This window comes from Rhodococcus sp. DMU1, assembly GCF_012272955.1.
GTDB lineage: Bacteria > Actinomycetota > Actinomycetes > Mycobacteriales > Mycobacteriaceae > Rhodococcus > Rhodococcus aetherivorans.
Map to the genome: position 1 here is coordinate 5,527,499 of NZ_CP050952.1, position 16,037 is coordinate 5,543,535.

The window sequence follows — 16,037 nt, forward strand, 5'->3', positions numbered from 1 at the left end:
ACCCCGCCATGCTGGTCGGACGTACCCGAGAGCTCTCCGAGCTCGACCGTCACCTCGGCGAGGCGCGAGCCGGTTCACCCGTGCTCGCCCTCGTCGAGGGTCCGCCGGGTATCGGCAAATCCGCCCTGGTGCAACGATTCACCGAGGTCTTGAACGGCTGGCAGGTCCGCGTGTCCGCGGGCGTCCCGTGGGAGGCGGCGCGCGCGTGGAGCACGGCCGAGCAACTGCTGCAGGCCCCCGTCACCGGACGTGATCCGGTGGAAGTGGCGCACGAACTGTTGTCCCTCGTGGACGATCCCACCGTTCTCGTCGTCGACGACGCGCACTGGTCCGATTCCGAGTCGTTGCAGGCCCTGTCGTCCGCCGTCCGCCGCGCCCACGGCAAGCAGTTGCTCGTCCTGCTGGTGACCGTGGACCCGCTGCCGGAGGCGGTCCCGGACAGCACCCGGCAGGTGCTCGACCATCACCGCGCCCTCTCCGTGCACGTGCGGCCCCTCGGTCCGCAGGACATCGCCCAGCTGGCCCTCGCCCGCATCGGCGTGGACCTGTCGCCGTGGACCGCGCGACGGCTGTTCGAGCACACTCTCGGCACACCCCGCCCGATCCTGCAGTTGCTCGACGAGATCCCCCGCAACCAGTGGCAGCACTGGCAGGCCCGGTTCCCGGCGCCCCAGGAACGGTCGGGCGCCGTGCGCCGCACGCTGGACCACTGCCCCGCCGAGACCCGGGCACTCGTGGAAGCGGCGGCCGTGCTCGGTGGCGAAAGCACCCTGACCCAGGCCGCGGCGCTGGCCGGGCTGGCGGACCCGACCGCGGCGCTCGACGCCGCGCACACCGCCGGATTGCTCCGGCGGCGCGAACAGCGCGGCGCGGTCACCCTGATCTTCCCGGACCCGATGACGCGGGCCGCCGTCGCGGACGACATCGGTCCCGCCCGCTGGCGCGACCTGCACGCCCGCGCCGCCGAACTGGTCGACGACGAGGGTGCCGCCCTCACCCACCTGGTCTCCGCCACCCCCACCGCCGATGCGGACCTCGCGGACCGCCTCGATCGGTACGGCCGGCGCCGCGCCGCCGTCGGTGCGTGGTCGGATGCTGCCGAGGCACTGATCATCGCGAGTGGCATCAGTCCCGACCGCGACCAGCGCGCGCAGCGGCTGATCCGCGGCGTCGACGCCCTCACGGGCGCGGCGGACCTGCCCCAGGCGCTGACGTTCGTGCCGGCGATGGAGGCCGCGCCCGAGGGCTCCATGCGCGACGTGGTGCTCGGCTACCTGGCGATCCAGCGCGGCCGGTCGGCCGAGGCCTCCCAGCTGCTCACGCGCGCATGGCAACTGCTCCCGGACCCGGCCCGGGACCCCGATCTGGGTGCGATGATCTGCCAGCGCATGGTGCTGCATTCGCTGGCCCAGCTCGACGGCGCGGGCCTCGTCGAGTGGGCCGACCGCGCGTCGTCCCTCGTAGCTCCCGACATGCCCGCTGCCGTCGAGTCGGCCGCGATCCGCGGCCTCGGCCTGGCCATGACCGGCCGCGTCGACGAGGCACGCGCCTCGTACGCAGAGCTGTCGGAGACCTTCCGGCTCGGCGCCCAGAGCCAGCGGATCCGCATGGCGGAGGGCTGGCTCGCCCTGGCGCTGGACGAGCCGGATCGCGCCCGCGCGGAGCTCGAGAGTGCCGAGCCGACCGTCTTCCGCGGCGGCTCGATCCGGATCTCGTTGTGGGCGCAGGCGTGGCTGGCGCGCACGGAGTTCGCGCTCGGCGCATGGGACGACGCCGTGCGCACCGTCGACCGCGCGGCCGCACAGCTCGACACGGCCGGCCTGGATCTGCTTCGGCCGCTGGTGCATTGGACGGGGGCGCAGGTGCACGCCCTGCGCGGGGACTGGTCGCTGGCCCGCGAGCACCTGCGTCGCGGACGCGCGGGCGCCACCGACTATGCCGTCATGGTGGTGCCGTCCTGCATCGCGGCCGCCCAGTGCGCAGAGGTCGCCGCCGACTACGACGGGGTGCTGCGGCACCTCGCACCGCTCACCACCCGTCGGCGGCAGGCCTTGGTGGAACCGGGTTTCTGGCCGTGGCCGGACCTGTACGCGAATGCTCTCGTGATGACCGGACGCGTCGACGAGGCCGACGAGTTCCTCCGTCCGTTCGAGGAACTGGCCGTCTCCCGTGGGCACCTGTCCGCCCGGGCGCGGCTCGGATACGTGCGCGGACGGATCCACGGGGCACGGGGTGACATCGACGCCGCCCGCAGAACATTCGAGGACGCGCTGGCGAACCTGGCGACGCTGTCGCTGCCGTACGACCGTGCCCGCGTGAACTTCGCGTACGGGCAGACGCTGCGCCGCGCCGGACGCCGGCGGGAGGCGGACGCGGTGATGCGCACGGCCCGCGAGCTGTACGTGACGCTCGGCGCGACGTCGTACGTGCAGCGCTGCGACCGCGAACTCAAGGCCGGGGGGATGAAGGCGAACGGCGACGATACCCGCCGGACACACATGGATCTGGCGGCGTTGACCCCGCAGGAGAAGGCGGTCGCCGCGCTGGTGGCCGCGGGCAATACCAACAAGGACGTGGCGGGCGAGCTGTTCCTGTCGGTGAAGACGGTGCAGTACCACCTGACACGGGTCTACGCGAAGCTCGGCATCCGTTCGCGCAGCGAGCTGGCCGCCCAGTTCCGGCAAGAGGAGTGAGGAAGAGATGACAGCAGTCGACGAGAAGACCTCTCCCCCGAACGACACCGACCTGCTCGAGCGGCCCGCTCGGCCCGTGACCCGGCCGCGCCGGGTGCTGCGGGACCTCGGCGTCGAGTACGCGGCGAACGGCGTGATCGGGCTGGTGTTCTCGTCGACGGGGCCGGTCGCGGTCGTCCTCGCGGCCGGCGCGGCCGGCGGGCTCGGCGCCGCCGAACTGGCGTCGTGGATCTTCGGGATCTTCGTCCTCAACGGCGTGCTGACGATCGCGATGAGCATCGCCTACCGGCAGCCCCTCGGCTTCGCCTGGACGATTCCGGGCACGATCCTCGTCGGCGGGTCGCTGGGGCACCTGTCCTGGCCGGAGGTGATCGGGGCGTTCCTGGTCACCGGCCTGCTGGTGCTGGTGCTGGGGGCGTCCGGGCTGGTGCGGCGGGTGATGGAGGCGCTGCCGATGCCGATCGTCATGGCGATGGTGGCCGGCGTCTTCCTGAAGTTCGGTGTGGACCTGGTGCTCGCGCTCGGTGCGGACGTCGCGATCGCCGCGCCCATGGTGCTGATGTTCCTGGCGTTGAGCGCGTTCGGCCGGATCGGCCGGTGGCTGCCGCCGATCCTCGGGGCGCTGATCGCCGGTGCGGTCGCGGTGGCGGCGTCGGGGCGTTTCTCCCCGGCCCCGGGCGGAGCGGGCATCCTCGCGTCGCCGGTCTTCACCGCCCCGGTGTTCACGTGGACGGCGTTGCTGGAGTTGGTGATCCCGCTGGCGATCACCGTGCTGGTGGTGCAGAACGGGCAGGGCGTCGCAGTGCTCACGGCGGCCGGGCACCGGCCCCCGATCAACGTCACCACGATCGCGTGCGGGGTGTGGTCGCTCGGTGCCGCCTGCGTCGGCGCGGTGTCGACGTGCCTGACCGGCCCGACGAACGCCCTGCTCACCGCGTCCGGTGAGCGGAGCCGCCAGTACACGGCGGCCGTGTGTTTCGGGCTGTATTCGATCGTGTTCGGACTGTTCGCGCCGCTGTTCGTGCGGTGGATGACCGCCGCGCCGGCGGCGTTCGTCGCGACCCTCGGGGGCCTGGCGATGCTGCGGGCGCTGCAGGGCGCGTTCGTGACGGCGTTCGCCTCGAAGTACACGATGGGGGCGCTGGTGGCATTCGTCGTCACCGCCGCGAACGTGACGTTCTGGAACATCGGGGCGGCGTTCTGGGGTCTGGTGGCCGGGGTGATCGTGTCGCGGTTGCTCGAGCGGGGGGACTGGACGACCGGCCGGTGACGGCGGGTGCGCGCGTGTGGGTGCGCGCACCCGCCGTGTCCCGAGCCGGTGGGTGTCAGCGGCCGAACAGCGAGCCGAAGATGCCGGAGCTCGTCTTGGGAGCGGAGTCCTGGTCGCAGGCGCATCGCTCGGCGGCGGGCACGGACTTCATCACGCTGTCGACGTGCTGGCCGCAGCCGCCCCAGCCGGTCTTTCCGCACTTGGGGCAGGTGACGGGGTAACACATGGGCGTCCTCCTCGGGGAAGCGGTCGGGGTCTATCGTCAATATACCCCCTGGGGTATCAGATTGCCAGTGTGCGCATCCGCACATACGGTACGACGCAGATCGGGGACCGGGCATACCGCGAAAATCCGGCGCCGGGACGGGCGAACTGACACCCTGAGGGCCGTACCGTCCCGCCGCGCAGACAGGATCAACAACCCATGGCACGTCCGGTTCGCGTCGTCGTCCTCGGTTCCGGCTCGTGGGGCACCACCGTCGCAGGGCTGTCGGCCCGGAACACCCCGACCCTGCTCTGGTCCCGCAATCCGGACACCGCCCGCGAGATCGACGAGGAGCACCGCAACACCCGGTACCTCGGCGAGCGGACCCTGCCGGCCAACCTGCGCGCCACCTCGGACCTCCTCGAGGCCGCGCACGAGGCCGACGTGCTGGTGGTCGGAGTGCCGTCCCACGCGGTCCGCGCCACCCTCGCCGAGATCTCGAACGAGGTGCGGGCCTGGGTGCCGATCCTCTCGCTCGCGAAGGGACTCGAACCGGGCACGCGCCTGCGGCCCACCGAGGTGATCGGCGAATGCCTGCCGGGGCACCCCGTGGGGCTGCTGGCCGGGCCGAACATCGCCGGCGAGGTCGCCGACGGCATGGCGGCCGCCGCGGTGGTGGCCACGGCGGACGAACGCGTCGCGGCGGCCCTGCAGCCACTGTTCGCCTCGAAGGTCTTCCGCGTGTACCGCAACACCGACGTCCTCGGCTGTGAACTCGGCGGGGTCCTGAAGAACATCGTCGCGATCGCGGCGGGCATGGCCGAGGGGCTGCGGGTCGGCGACAACACCCGGGCGATGGTGCTCACCCGGGGCCTCGCCGAGATGACCCGGCTCGGTGAGGTGATGGGGGCCAACCCGCGGACGTTCGCCGGCCTGACCGGCATGGGCGACCTGATCGCGACGTGCACGAGCCCGGCGTCCCGCAACCGCCGGATCGGCGAGGCGCTGGCGAGCGGGCTCACCCTCGAGGAGGCGGTGGCCCGGCTGGGCCAGGTGGCCGAGGGGGTGAAGACGGCCCCGACGGTGATGGAACTGGCGCGCGAGTACGAGGTGGAGATGCCCATCGCCGCCGAGGTCGAGGCCGTCGTGGCCGGCCGCCGCTCCCCCGCCGACGCGTACCGGGGGCTGCGCCGGGTCACGCCGGGCAACGAAGAGGACGTGGTCTGATCGGGAAGTATTCAGGATTCTCGACCGCGTACTAGATGGCGATATAGACCCTAATTTGCCTGGTGAAGCCGGTACTTGCACACTGTTCAAGTGATCGGAACCGAAGTACTCGTCGTCGGCGCCGGCTTCGCCGGGCTCGGTGCCGCCGCACACCTGCGGCAACGCGGCCGCGACGTGCGCGTTCTCGAACGGAGCGCCGCTCTCGGCGGCACGTGGCGCGACAACACCTACCCGGGGTGCGAGTGCGACATCCATCCGGCCCTGTACTCGTACTCGTCCGCTCCCCAGGCCGTCTGGGCCCGCGGCCGCGCTACCCAGCCGGAGATCCTCGCGCACCTGCACACGTTCGCCGCAGGGAACGGGCTCGACGACCGGATCGCCTACGGCACGACCGCAACCGGGTGCCGGTGGGACGAGACGACGGGCCGCTGGCACGTGCGCACCGACCACGGTCCGGACTACGCGGCCCGCTTCCTCGTCCTGGCCACCGGCGCCCTGAACGTCCCGCAGATTCCCCGCCTCGAAGGCTCCTTCGCGGGCCCAGCCTTCCACACCGCGCGCTGGGACCACGCCGTCGACGTCACCGGGCGGCACGTCGCCGTGATCGGCACCGGTGCGAGCGCCGCCCAGGTGATCCCGTACCTCGCCGACACCGCCGGCCGTGTCACGATGTTCCAGCGCAGCCCCGCCTGGGTGCTGCCGCGCCGCAGGCAGCACCTACCGCTGCCGCACCGCGCGCGACGGACGGTCGAGTACTGGCGCGGCGAGGCGCTCGTCCCCGCCCTCACCGGGTCCGACCGCCGGCTCGCCCGCCTCGAGGCCCGGGCGCTGCGGCACCTGCACCGGCAGGTGCCCGACCCGGACCTGCGCCGCGCCCTGACCCCGCGACACCGGATCGGGTGCAAACGGATCCTGTTCTCCGACAGTTACTATCCCGCGCTCGCCCGAGACTCCAGCACGGTGGTCACCACCCCGGTCGCGGGACTGGGCCCGCACGGTGTGCGCACCGTCGACGGTCGGGCACACGCGGCCGACGTCCTGGTGTACGCGACCGGATTCCGGGTGTCCGCCGCGCTCGCCGGCCTGCCGGTCGTCGGCCGCGACGGCCGCACCCTGCTCGAGCGGTGGGGGCGCGACGGCGCGTCGGCGCACCTGGGCACGACCGTCGCCGGGTTCCCCAACGCCTTCCTGCTCGGCGGGCCCAACACCGGCATCGGCCACACCTCGCTGCTGTTCATGATCGAGAGCCAGCTCCGCTACGTCGCCGCCGCGATGGACGCCACCGACCGGGAGGGCGTCACCGCACTCGAGGTGCGGGCGGCCGCCCAGCGGGAGTTCGCCGACGAGATGCGCCGGCGCTCGACAGGCACCGTGTGGACCACGGGGTGCCGGAGCTGGTACCTGGACCGCGACGCGGTGAACCGGTCGCTGTGGCCGGGCTCGTCCTGGCGATACCGGCTGCGCACCCGGCGGTTCGACCGGGAGAACTACACGGCCGCCGGTCCCGCACGACGGCCCTGAACGAGCGCTACACAGGCGCCTGTGCGACCCTGGTCACATGACGATCGACCACCGTGCCTCGCTCTCGACCCTGCTCGACACCCGCTACTCCTGCCGGGCGTTCCTGTCCAAGCCGGTGCCGCGCGAGGACATCGAAACCATGCTGCGGATGGCGCAGCGCACCCCGTCGTGGTGCAACTCCCAGCCGTGGGAGGTCGTCGTGGCCGGCGGGGACGCCATCGAGCGGCTGCGGACCGCGGTGTACGAGCAGGCGGCGTCCGGCCATCTCGACCCGGACATCCCCGGCCCCGCCGAGTACCGCGGGGTGTACGCCGACCGGCGCCGAGGCGCCGGTTACGCCCTCTACAACAGCCTCGGCATCGCCCGCGACGACTACGCGCGCCGCACCGAGCAGATGCTCGAGAACTACCGCTTCTTCGGGGCGCCGCACGTCGCGATCGTCACGACCGACAAGGCACTCGGCACGTACGGAGCGGTCGACTGCGGCGGGTACGTCGCCACCCTGCTCCTCGCCGCGCAGGCGCTCGGCATCGCCGCCGTCCCGCAGGCCGCCGTCGCGATGGCCGCCGGTGCCGTCCGCCGCGAACTCGGTATCTCCGACGAGCGCGACATCGTGTGCGCGATCTCCTTCGGCTACGCCGACGAGAGCCACCCCGCCAACACCTGCCGCACCGACCGGGCGAGCCTGGACGACGCCGTGCGGTGGGTGGAGGAGTAACCACCCCCAGGGGTCCTGGCCCGGGGCGCCCGGGCGACGGAAGGTGGAACTCACCACCTTCCCCGCCCGAGAGGACACCCCGTGCACCGCATCGAAACCGAGGAGCTGCTCCGCCATTGGGTACCGCGCGCCGTCGCCGGTGAACCGCACGCCGTGGGCGTGGTGGTAAGTTCCGTTCGCCCCCATGTGCTGAGCTTCTGCGCCGCGCGTATGGACGAGGGCACCCGCGCGCACACTCCGGCCGAGGACGTCACCCAGGAGGTGTGCCTCGCACTGACGCGGGCACTGCCGCGCTACCAGGATCGCGGTGCGTCGCTGCTGCGCTTCGCGTTCGGGATCGCCACGCACAAGGTCGCGGACGTCCGGCGCAAGGCTGCGCGTACCGTGACGCCGCTGCACGACGTCGCCGGCCCCGGTCCCGAGGAGGGCGTGCTCGACGAGGAGCTGCGTTCCGCGGTCCGCCGGCAACTCGCGCTGCTGCCGGAGCAGCAGCGCCGCGTGGTGCAGCTGCGGATCCTGCAGGGCTACAGCGCCGAACGCACCGCCGCGATGCTCGGCACCTCGGTCGGCGCCGTCCGCATCGCCCAGCACCGCGCCCTGCAGCGAATCCGGTTGCAGCTCAGTCGTGCTGAGCGCGCAGATACCGTCCGAAGTGCGGCACGGTGAATCCGATGAAGCCCCGTTCGGCGGAGTAGATGAGCCCCTTCTTGATGAGCCCGTCCCGCGCGGGCGACAGCGACGCAGGCTTGCGGCCGAGTTCGGCCGCGATCTTCGACGTCGCGACGGGACCGTCGTCGCCGGAGAGGTCGGCCATGGCGCGCATGTACTCCCGCTCCGCGGGGGTGGCGCGCTCGTACCGGGAGCCGAAGAACCCGACGGCGAGTTCCTCCTCGGCGGCGGGCGCGCCGACGCGCACGTCGTCGGCGGTGATGGGGCTCGTCGCCGCGACGTCCCAGGTCGCCTTGCCGTAAGCCTGGACGAAGTAGGGATATCCGTCGGCCGTCTCGTACAGCGCGTCGAGCGCCTCCTCGGTGAAGGTCACTCCCTCCCGCTCGGCCGGCGCGATGAGCGCGATGTCGGCGGAGCCGCGGTCGAGCCGGTCGATCCGGTGGTAGCTGAACAGCCGCTCCGAGTAGCTCTTCGACGCGGAGAGCACCGCGGGCAGGTGCGGCAGCCCGGCGCCGACCACGATGAGGGGTGCGGCGTCCTGGCTGAGCTCGTGGCACGCCCCGCAGATCGCGGAGATGTCCGGTGCGCCGAGGTCCTGCATCTCGTCGACGAACAGCGCGATGCCCACGCCCACGTCGCGGGCGAGCCCGGAGGCGTCGATCAGGAGTTCGACGAGGTCGATCTCGAGGTCGCCGGTGTCGGCGCGGCCCTTGACCGCGGGGGCGTCGATGCCGGGCTGCCACCGCTCGCGCGTGCCCTTGTCCGCGGTGGCCCGCAGCGCGAACGACTTGAGCACGCCGAGGAAGTACTCGACCGATTCGGGGTGCGGATGGGCCGGGGCGATCTCGCGCACCGCCATGTGCAGCGCCGACGACAGCGGCCGGCGCAGGTCCTGGTCGGGCCGGGCCTCGATCTTGCCGGTGCCCCAGCTCCGCGAGATCGCCGCGGAGCGAAGCTGATTGAGCAGGACGGTCTTGCCGACGCCGCGCAACCCGGTGAGCACGACACTGCGTTCGGGGCGGCCGCGGGCGATCCGTTCGAGCACCACGTCGAAGGCGTCGAGCTGCTTCGCCCGGCCGGCGAGCTCGGGCGGGCGCTGCCCCGCGCCGGGAGCGTACGGGTTGCGGACCGGGTCCATCGGTCGATGGTAGCGGCGCCGCGCGTGGACACCGCCTCCTTGCACCGCGTGTCGCGGGACATCCCGGATGCGGACATTCGCATAATAGACTTTGACATTCGTTTGCAATAAAGCGTAGATGTTCCGGCATGAAGTCCTCCCGAAGTCTCGCGCTCACCGCCGGGCTGGCCACCGTGCTCGTGGCCGGCTGCTCCACCTCCACCGCCGAGGACGCCCCCGCGGCCCCCGCCCCGACCGCCCCCGCCGAGGTCGCCGCCGCCGAACCCCGGCTCGCCGTCACCTACGACGGCGGCATTCTCGTCCTCGACGCGAACGACCTCGACGTCGTCGCCGACCTGCCGCTCGACGGATTCAACCGCCTCAATGCCGCCGGCGACGGCCGGCACGTGTTCGTCTCCACCGCCGGCCGCTTCCGCGTCCTCGACACCGGCAGCTGGTCCGAACCCCACGGCGACCACGCGCACCACTACGCGGGCAGCGCGGCACTCACCGACGTCGAGTTCGCCGCCGCCAAGCCCGGGCACGTCGTCCGGCACGCGGGCAGGACCGTGCTCTTCGACGACGGCACCGGCCGCGTCGACATCCTCGACCCCGCGTACCTTGCCGACGGCACGCCACAGACCGACACCTACACCACTCCGGAAGCGCACCACGGCGTCGCGGTCGCGCTCGCCGACGGCAGCCTGCTCGTCACCCTCGGCAACAGCGAGTCCCGCAACGGCATCGCCGTCCTCGACGCCGAGCGCCGGGAGATCACCCGCAACGAGCAGTGCCCCGGCGTGCACGGCGAGGCCGTCGCCGCCGGCGAGGCCGTCGTGCTGGGCTGCGAGGACGGCCTGCTCGTCTACCGCGACGGCACGATCACGAAGGTGAGCGCCCCCGACCCGTACGGCCGGATCGGAAACCAGGCCGGATCCGAGGAGTCCGACATCGTTCTCGGCGACTACAAGAGCGATCCGGACGCGGAACTCGAACGACCACAGCGTGTCTCGCTCACCGATACCCGCACCGGCGAGCTGCGCCTCGTCGACCTCGGCACCAGCTACACGTTCCGCTCGCTCGGACGCGGACCCCACGGCGAGGCACTCGTCCTGGGCACCGACGGAGCGCTGCACGTGATCGACCAGAACAGCGGCGCGGTGGTCCGGCGCATCGACGTCCTCGCCCCGTGGACCGAGCCCGACGAGTGGCAGTCACCGCGCCCGGCGCTGTACGTGCAGGGCCACACCGCCTACGTCACCGACCCGGCGAACAACGCGCTGCACGCGGTCGATCTCGACTCGGCCGCCGTGACGACCGCGTCGCTGCCGCAGACCCCCAACGAGATCACCGGCACCTAGGTGACCGAATGTCACATGGGTTCGATCCAACCGAACCCATGTGACATTCGGCCGGGCGACCGGCGCACGGGCGGCCGCGACAGCGCAGGCCGACGCACGGAGTCCCCGACCCCTACGGGACACACTTTCGTTGCGAGTCGCCGGAGTCCCTCCGTTCAGAGATCGGCGAGGAAGGCGAGCAACATTCCGGTGACGAGTTCCGGCTGTTCCTCCGCTGCGCTGTGACCGACTCCCTCGAGCAGGGCTTTCCTGCGCAAGTTGGGAAGATGGCTCTCCAGACGGTCGTAGAGGGGAGCGAATCGGTCCAACGCGGGATCCGCCGCTCCACCGATGAACAGACTGGGCTGCTGCAGCTTCAGGCCGTCGAGGAACGAGCTCTGCTCCCAGATGCGGTCGCGGTTCCGGTAGAAGTTCAACGCAGGCCCGAACCCGGTGCGCGAGTATTCGCTGACGTAGTAGTCCAGGGCGATCTCGGGTAGCCAACCCGGGAGGAACTCGGGGTCGAAAACCGTATCGAGAAAGTTCTCGCCCTCCGCGACGAACTGGCGCCAGCGTTCCTCACCGACCGCGCTGCCGGAGACCGAGTAGTAGATGCTGCGCAGCGTCGTGCGGACATCGGCATCCATGTGTCGCTCGGCTTCACCCGGCGTCTGGAAATAGTGCTGATAGAAGCGCGTACCGGTCTCCGCTTCCAGCTTCTTCCAATTCTCACTCGGCCGGCAGGGCTCGCGGGGAGGGACAGGGGTGTTCAGCATGGCCAGGGCATGGAACAGATCGGGGCGCAGCTGGGCCGCCGCATGGGCCACGAACGATCCGAGATCGTGGCCCACGACCACGGCCGAGGTTTCCCCGAGGCCGCCCATCAACCCGACGAGGTCGCCGACCGCATCGAACACATTGCAGTCCTGCACCCGCTCGGGACACCCGCTCCGCCCGAACCCACGAATGTCCGGTGCCACCACTCGATATCCGGCCGCGGCCAGTGCACGGATCTGCCGGCGCCACATGTACCAGAGGTATGGGATGCCGTGCACCAGCACCACCAGCGGACCTTCCCCCTCCTCGACATAGTGGATACGCATTCCGTTGACTTCCGCGAATCGATGCAGGAAACCGTGAGGGTCGTCCACGGTAGGCGCTGCCGTTTCCTCGGCAGAATCCGATCTTTGCATAGTCATTCAATGTTCTCCCAGTTGAAGCGCGACGGACACGTTCCGCGGATCAGATTCAGGGTTTCCCGGAACGGAGTGGCGCCGCCGCAGAAGGCAAACCGATTCAGGATGGGTCACTCATTGCAAGGATGGGTGCGCCGGGCACGCCCTCCGGTATGCGCACTCGCCCGAGATCGCGGACCAGTTCGTGCGCCTGATCCCAATTGCCGTATCCAGCAGTAGGATCCAAATGCCCGGCATCTCCCGCATCGATCAGACGGCTACCCCAGTGTTCGGCCATGCCGGCCACGCGGCGGAAGCAGGCCAGGGCGTCGTTTCTGCTGGCGGCACGATGCTGCGGAACGGCAGTCGCCTTCGGGGCAATGGATTCCAGCCGTGGCGGTCGAGATCCTCGGTGGAGGGGTATCCATCGGGCAGCGGTAGTTCGAAGTCCGGTGGAGCCACCAGCAGCGCTCCGTCGACGGGGCGGTTGGGTTGCCGAGCCCAGTGGACAGTGGTGAGCACGCCGGCACCATGGGCGACGAGGACAACCGGGCCCGCGATGCCGGCGAGGACCGCCTCGAGCGCCTCAACCCACGCGGTTCGGCTGAGCGGGGCACAGCCGGGCGGCGCGACAATGCGCGCCTTCTCCCATTTCTCGGCGAGCAGGCACTGCCAGTGGTCGGCGGTGAGGGGGACGAAACCGGGGACGAGTACCACGGTAGGCAGGGTGATGGTGGTGGTGCTGGTGGTGTTCACGGTCGGCTCCGGTAGATCGCGGCGGGGATGTGCAGGAGATCTCTTGTGATCCGTCGATACCGCTCCGAATCCCACTCGCAGAGTGCGTCTTACATGGAATTCCGCGCGCGCTTCCTCCGCGCCGGATCCCGGCGGTGTGACCGCCGACGGCCGGGCGTGAGTTCGGTTGCTGTGCGGGGTGTCATGACGTCGACTGCGTGGACATCGCGTGAAACGTCATGGATACGCGTTGACGGGAAATCGTTCCGACGACTCCTCCGCCCGACTGCGGCGCTCTTCCCGCCGGAAAGGACCCGCCGTGCAACTTCGATGACCATCGCCGGAACCAGGGAGTCGGGTAGTCGAATCCGGTTGCGGCCGTTTCTCGGCCCGACGGCCGCAACCGGATTCGAGTGGTGTCGATCTGCGGTGGTCAGTCCTGCCAGCTGCTTAGGTCGCGCGCCGCGATGCCGTGCTCGGCGCAGTAGGTGTTGTAGCGTTCGATGTGGGTCTTGTGAGTCTCCTGCCACAGGATCTTGTTGTCCTGGTCGAGGAACAGCAGTTCACCGACGAGATAGAAGAAGACCTCGGTGTCTTCGAGGCTTTCGGGGGTGTGAGAGGAGCCGGCGACCTCGTAGACGGTGTCGCCGCTCCGGGAGATCCAGTTGTTCTCCTTGTAGCGCCAGGCGCCCTTGACGGTGTGCCCGACCACGATGCCGGTGTGGTAATGGGGCGGCAGCTCGAGCCCCGCCGGGATCTTCATCGAAACGACGATCTCGGCCCGTACGGGGTCGACCTTCCAGTACTTGAGGAACACCTGGTCGGTGAGTGGAGTGAACGGGATCCACGGATTGTCGTCGCCCTTGATGTAGTTGACGTCGAGTTGTTGAGCGGTCTGCATGAGAATCTCCTTCAGGGGGTGCTGTGGGTGGTCCGGGCCGTCGCCGTCAGAAGGGCTGGTCTCCGATGATGGTGGCGCGTTCCATCTTCCGGACGGCCGGCCAGTAGTCCTGCACTGCGTAGTGCTGGGTGCTGCGGTTGTCCCAGATCGCGACGCTGTTCTTGGTCCATCGCCAGCGAACCTGGTACTCCGGGATCGCGGCGCGGCTGATCAGGTAGTTGAGCAGGTTGCCGGAGCCGGGCGCGAAATCCGTCCCGAAGCGCACGTTCTGCGGGGTATGGAAGTTCACGAAGTGAGTGGTCACGCCGTTGACGTAGAGGATCTTCTCGCCGGTCTCGGGATGCGTACGCACCACCGGGTGCTCGGGATCGGGGAAACGCTCTTTCAGTTGGTGGCGCAGTTCCATGGGCTTGGCTGCGCCGAAAAGGGTTTCGAAGCTACTGCGAGCGCGAAGTCCGTCGATCTGTTGCTTGACGTGCTCCGGGAGATCCCGGTACGCCTGCACCATGTTCGCCCAGATCGTGTCCCCGCCCACCTCCGGTGTCTCCACGCACCGCAGGACAGCGCCCATGGCTGGACGCTCCCGCCAGATGGTGTCGGAGTGGAAGACGTTCTCGTAATGCTCGGGCGTGCTGTCCGCGTCCTTGTACAGCAGCACCAGTCCGGAATCGTTGGGCGCGTTGGGGTGGGGCTCCTCGAGGGGACCGAATCGCTCGGCGAAGGCGACGTGCTCGGCGCGCGTGATGTCCTGATCCCGCAGGAACAGTACCTTGCGCTCGAGCAGAAGAGCCTTCGTTTCGGCGAACAGCGCATCGTCGCGGGCGATCTCACCGAGAGTCACATCGAACAGTTCGGTACCGATATACCTCGAGAGCGGCTTCGCCTTGATCAGTGGCGGCGCGTGATCCGCGTCGACGGGGGCCTGTTCTTCGGCGTGGAGCATGTTCTTCATCTGAATCCTCCCTGGTTGGGATCTGGCCTGGTTGATCAGGACATGAGGGTGGGGCGGGCATCGGGTGCAGCCGCACATGCCGGACCTGCGAACGTCGGGTCGGGGCCGATGGCCGTGGCCCCGAGGTGCTCCCGGCCGGAGCTTCTCCGTCCGGACGACGGCGCCACCTCTGTCCGTGACGCGTGCTTCCCGATCCGACACCGTGTGATTTCGGTAACCAGAGCGTAGACCCGCACACGCAATATTTCTTGACTCTGCGTGGCAGAATCATTGACATTACGGGGCACGTAAGGAGTCGCATGAACCCCCTGGTCCGCAACACCACCTTGAGCGCCTACCTGGACTTCATGCGCACCGTCGGCGTGGACCCGCTCCCACTGCTGAGGTCGGTCGGCCTGAGCACAGCCGACCTGGCCGTACCCGGTCAATGGATCGCCGTGCACGCGGTCGCCGAACTGCTCGAAGTGTCCGCAGACGCGACCGGCTCGGCGGCCTTCGGCCTTCAGCTCGCGCAGACCCGGCGCTTGTCCGTCCTCGGCGCGATCGGACTCGGAGCCCGGGAGGAGCCGGATGTGCGTAGCGCGCTGCAGTTGATCAGCCGTTACGAGCATCTGCACAGCGAGGCGTTCCATATTCGGATCTCCGAAACCGATGGTCTGGCCACCGTCAAGATCGAGCTGGACCTGGCGGCGACCGTCAAGTCACGCCAGCTCGTCGAGCAGGTCGTCGGCACCACCGTTCGCGTCGTCCGCGCCTTGGTCGGGGGTGTGTGGAAGCCTGTCACCGTGTGTTTCCGGCACGACCCCCCGGCCGACCTCAGCGTTCACCATCGCGTCCTCGAATCCGAGATCCGCTTCGGCGCAGAATTCGACGGACTCGTGATGTTCGCCGATGACCTCGAGGCCCCCAACAGCCTGGCCGACCCGCTGCTGCGTCCCCTGGCCAGACAGTACGTGGAAGGAATCGCCGCCGGCCGACCCGGAGACGACCTCGACCGGATCCGCGAACTGGTCGAGGCCCTGCTCCCTACCGGCCGGTGCTCGCTGCAGCAGGTCGCCCGAACACTGGGCGTGGACCGCAAGACGGTGCACCGCCGCCTGGTGCGTGCCGACACGACCTTCTCCGCCCTCCTCAACTCCACCCGCCTGGATCTGGCGCGCCAGTACGTCGGACACCAGCGCCGACCGCTCGGCCAAGTCGCGGAACTGCTCGGGTTCTCCGAACCCTCCGCGTTCTCACGGTGGTTTCGCGGCGAATTCGGCGCCAGCCCCACGTCGTGGCGCGCCACCCACAGAACCGGGGACGTCTCCCGCCCCGACCCGTCGACCGGCGCGGAACAGTCCACGCACTGACGTCGGACGCTACCCCGTCGACGACACCGCGACCCGGACCCGAGGAGACATCGACCACGGGTCGGCAGGCGTACGGACTCGGCGGCGATGGAGCATCTTTGCGCACTCCACTCGGGACAGAATGTCAACTCGGGTGCCACGTCAGGTCAAGCACTCGGGCAC

At 70.0% G+C, this 16,037-nt stretch carries 13 protein-coding genes and 1 pseudogene; 8 read left to right on the plus strand and 6 right to left on the minus strand.

Annotation, left to right across the window (positions count from 1 at the left end; translation table 11 throughout):
* The first annotated feature begins 8 nt into the window (after positions 1–8).
* Positions 9–2,693: a helix-turn-helix transcriptional regulator gene (locus HFP48_RS25240; RefSeq protein ID WP_029546519.1), complete on the plus strand. Its 2,685-nt coding sequence runs from the start codon at positions 9–11 to the stop codon at positions 2,691–2,693.
* A 7-nt stretch (positions 2,694–2,700) separates the two neighbouring features.
* On the plus strand, positions 2,701–3,963 hold the full coding sequence (locus HFP48_RS25245; RefSeq protein WP_006946220.1) for a benzoate/H(+) symporter BenE family transporter: 1,263 nt from the start codon (positions 2,701–2,703) through the stop codon (positions 3,961–3,963).
* Between the two features lie 55 nt (positions 3,964–4,018).
* Here the strand turns inward: HFP48_RS25245 and HFP48_RS25250 are convergent, their stop codons facing one another.
* On the minus strand, positions 4,019–4,189 hold the full coding sequence (locus tag HFP48_RS25250; protein WP_167666173.1) for a hypothetical protein: 171 nt from the start codon (positions 4,187–4,189) through the stop codon (positions 4,019–4,021).
* Between the two features lie 198 nt (positions 4,190–4,387).
* Here HFP48_RS25250 and HFP48_RS25255 point away from each other — a divergent pair, with 198 nt between their 5' ends.
* The 4 genes from HFP48_RS25255 to HFP48_RS25270 all read left to right on the plus strand — a co-directional run bounded on the left by HFP48_RS25255 (position 4,388) and on the right by HFP48_RS25270 (position 8,300).
* The gene (locus HFP48_RS25255; protein WP_006940963.1) at positions 4,388–5,395 is read left to right on the plus strand and encodes an NAD(P)H-dependent glycerol-3-phosphate dehydrogenase; all 1,008 of its coding nucleotides are present in this window, start codon (positions 4,388–4,390) and stop codon (positions 5,393–5,395) included.
* Between the two features lie 90 nt (positions 5,396–5,485).
* Positions 5,486–6,916: an NAD(P)/FAD-dependent oxidoreductase gene (locus HFP48_RS25260; RefSeq protein WP_168580245.1), complete on the plus strand. Its 1,431-nt coding sequence runs from the start codon at positions 5,486–5,488 to the stop codon at positions 6,914–6,916.
* Positions 6,917–6,953: 37 nt separating this feature from the next.
* Entirely contained in the window at positions 6,954–7,634 is a 681-nt protein-coding gene (locus HFP48_RS25265) for a nitroreductase (protein WP_006940961.1), read from the plus strand.
* A gap of 81 nt (positions 7,635–7,715) precedes the next feature.
* Entirely contained in the window at positions 7,716–8,300 is a 585-nt protein-coding gene (locus HFP48_RS25270) for a sigma-70 family RNA polymerase sigma factor (protein WP_168580246.1), read from the plus strand.
* On the opposite strand, the gene HFP48_RS25275 is transcribed toward HFP48_RS25270, so the two are convergent.
* Positions 8,254–9,441: an AAA family ATPase gene (locus tag HFP48_RS25275; RefSeq protein WP_168580247.1), complete on the minus strand. Its 1,188-nt coding sequence runs from the start codon at positions 9,439–9,441 to the stop codon at positions 8,254–8,256. The genes HFP48_RS25270 and HFP48_RS25275 overlap by 47 nt on opposite strands.
* 128 nt (positions 9,442–9,569) lie before the next feature.
* Between HFP48_RS25275 and aztD the strand changes: the two genes are divergently transcribed.
* Positions 9,570–10,781: a zinc metallochaperone AztD gene (gene aztD / locus HFP48_RS25280; protein WP_168580248.1), complete on the plus strand. Its 1,212-nt coding sequence runs from the start codon at positions 9,570–9,572 to the stop codon at positions 10,779–10,781.
* Between the two features lie 155 nt (positions 10,782–10,936).
* Here aztD and HFP48_RS25285 read toward each other — a convergent pair whose 3' ends face one another.
* The 4 genes and pseudogenes from HFP48_RS25285 to HFP48_RS25300 form a co-directional block, all read right to left on the minus strand.
* Complete coding sequence (locus tag HFP48_RS25285; protein WP_235194100.1) at positions 10,937–11,911, minus strand: alpha/beta hydrolase; 975 nt, start codon at positions 11,909–11,911, stop codon at positions 10,937–10,939.
* 145 nt (positions 11,912–12,056) lie between these two features.
* Positions 12,057–12,691, minus strand: a pseudogene (locus HFP48_RS25290) (alpha/beta hydrolase).
* 412 nt (positions 12,692–13,103) lie between these two features.
* The gene (locus HFP48_RS25295) at positions 13,104–13,571 is read right to left on the minus strand and encodes a 2,4'-dihydroxyacetophenone dioxygenase family protein (RefSeq protein WP_006940945.1); all 468 of its coding nucleotides are present in this window, start codon (positions 13,569–13,571) and stop codon (positions 13,104–13,106) included.
* 46 nt (positions 13,572–13,617) lie between these two features.
* Positions 13,618–14,514: a TauD/TfdA family dioxygenase gene (locus HFP48_RS25300; protein WP_168580654.1), complete on the minus strand. Its 897-nt coding sequence runs from the start codon at positions 14,512–14,514 to the stop codon at positions 13,618–13,620.
* Between the two features lie 308 nt (positions 14,515–14,822).
* Here HFP48_RS25300 and HFP48_RS25305 point away from each other — a divergent pair, with 308 nt between their 5' ends.
* Positions 14,823–15,875, plus strand: a complete 1,053-nt coding sequence (locus HFP48_RS25305; protein WP_050036055.1) for an AraC family transcriptional regulator — start codon at positions 14,823–14,825, stop codon at positions 15,873–15,875.
* The last annotated feature ends 162 nt before the right edge of the window (positions 15,876–16,037 follow it).

Bases quoted from the DNA above. Each gene is read 5' to 3' on its own strand.
- HFP48_RS25240 (WP_029546519.1), top strand. From the start codon at position 9: ATGCTGGTCGGACGTACCCGAGAGCTCTCCGAGCTCGACCGTCACCTC.
- HFP48_RS25245 (WP_006946220.1), top strand. From the start codon at position 2,701: ATGACAGCAGTCGACGAGAAGACCTCTCCCCCGAACGACACCGACCTG.
- HFP48_RS25250 (WP_167666173.1), bottom strand. From the start codon at position 4,189: ATGTGTTACCCCGTCACCTGCCCCAAGTGCGGAAAGACCGGCTGGGGC.
- HFP48_RS25255 (WP_006940963.1), top strand. From the start codon at position 4,388: ATGGCACGTCCGGTTCGCGTCGTCGTCCTCGGTTCCGGCTCGTGGGGC.
- HFP48_RS25265 (WP_006940961.1), top strand. From the start codon at position 6,954: ATGACGATCGACCACCGTGCCTCGCTCTCGACCCTGCTCGACACCCGC.
- HFP48_RS25275 (WP_168580247.1), bottom strand. From the start codon at position 9,441: ATGGACCCGGTCCGCAACCCGTACGCTCCCGGCGCGGGGCAGCGCCCG.
- aztD (WP_168580248.1), top strand. From the start codon at position 9,570: ATGAAGTCCTCCCGAAGTCTCGCGCTCACCGCCGGGCTGGCCACCGTG.
- HFP48_RS25295 (WP_006940945.1), bottom strand. From the start codon at position 13,571: ATGCAGACCGCTCAACAACTCGACGTCAACTACATCAAGGGCGACGAC.
- HFP48_RS25300 (WP_168580654.1), bottom strand. From the start codon at position 14,514: ATGCTCCACGCCGAAGAACAGGCCCCCGTCGACGCGGATCACGCGCCG.
- HFP48_RS25305 (WP_050036055.1), top strand. From the start codon at position 14,823: ATGAACCCCCTGGTCCGCAACACCACCTTGAGCGCCTACCTGGACTTC.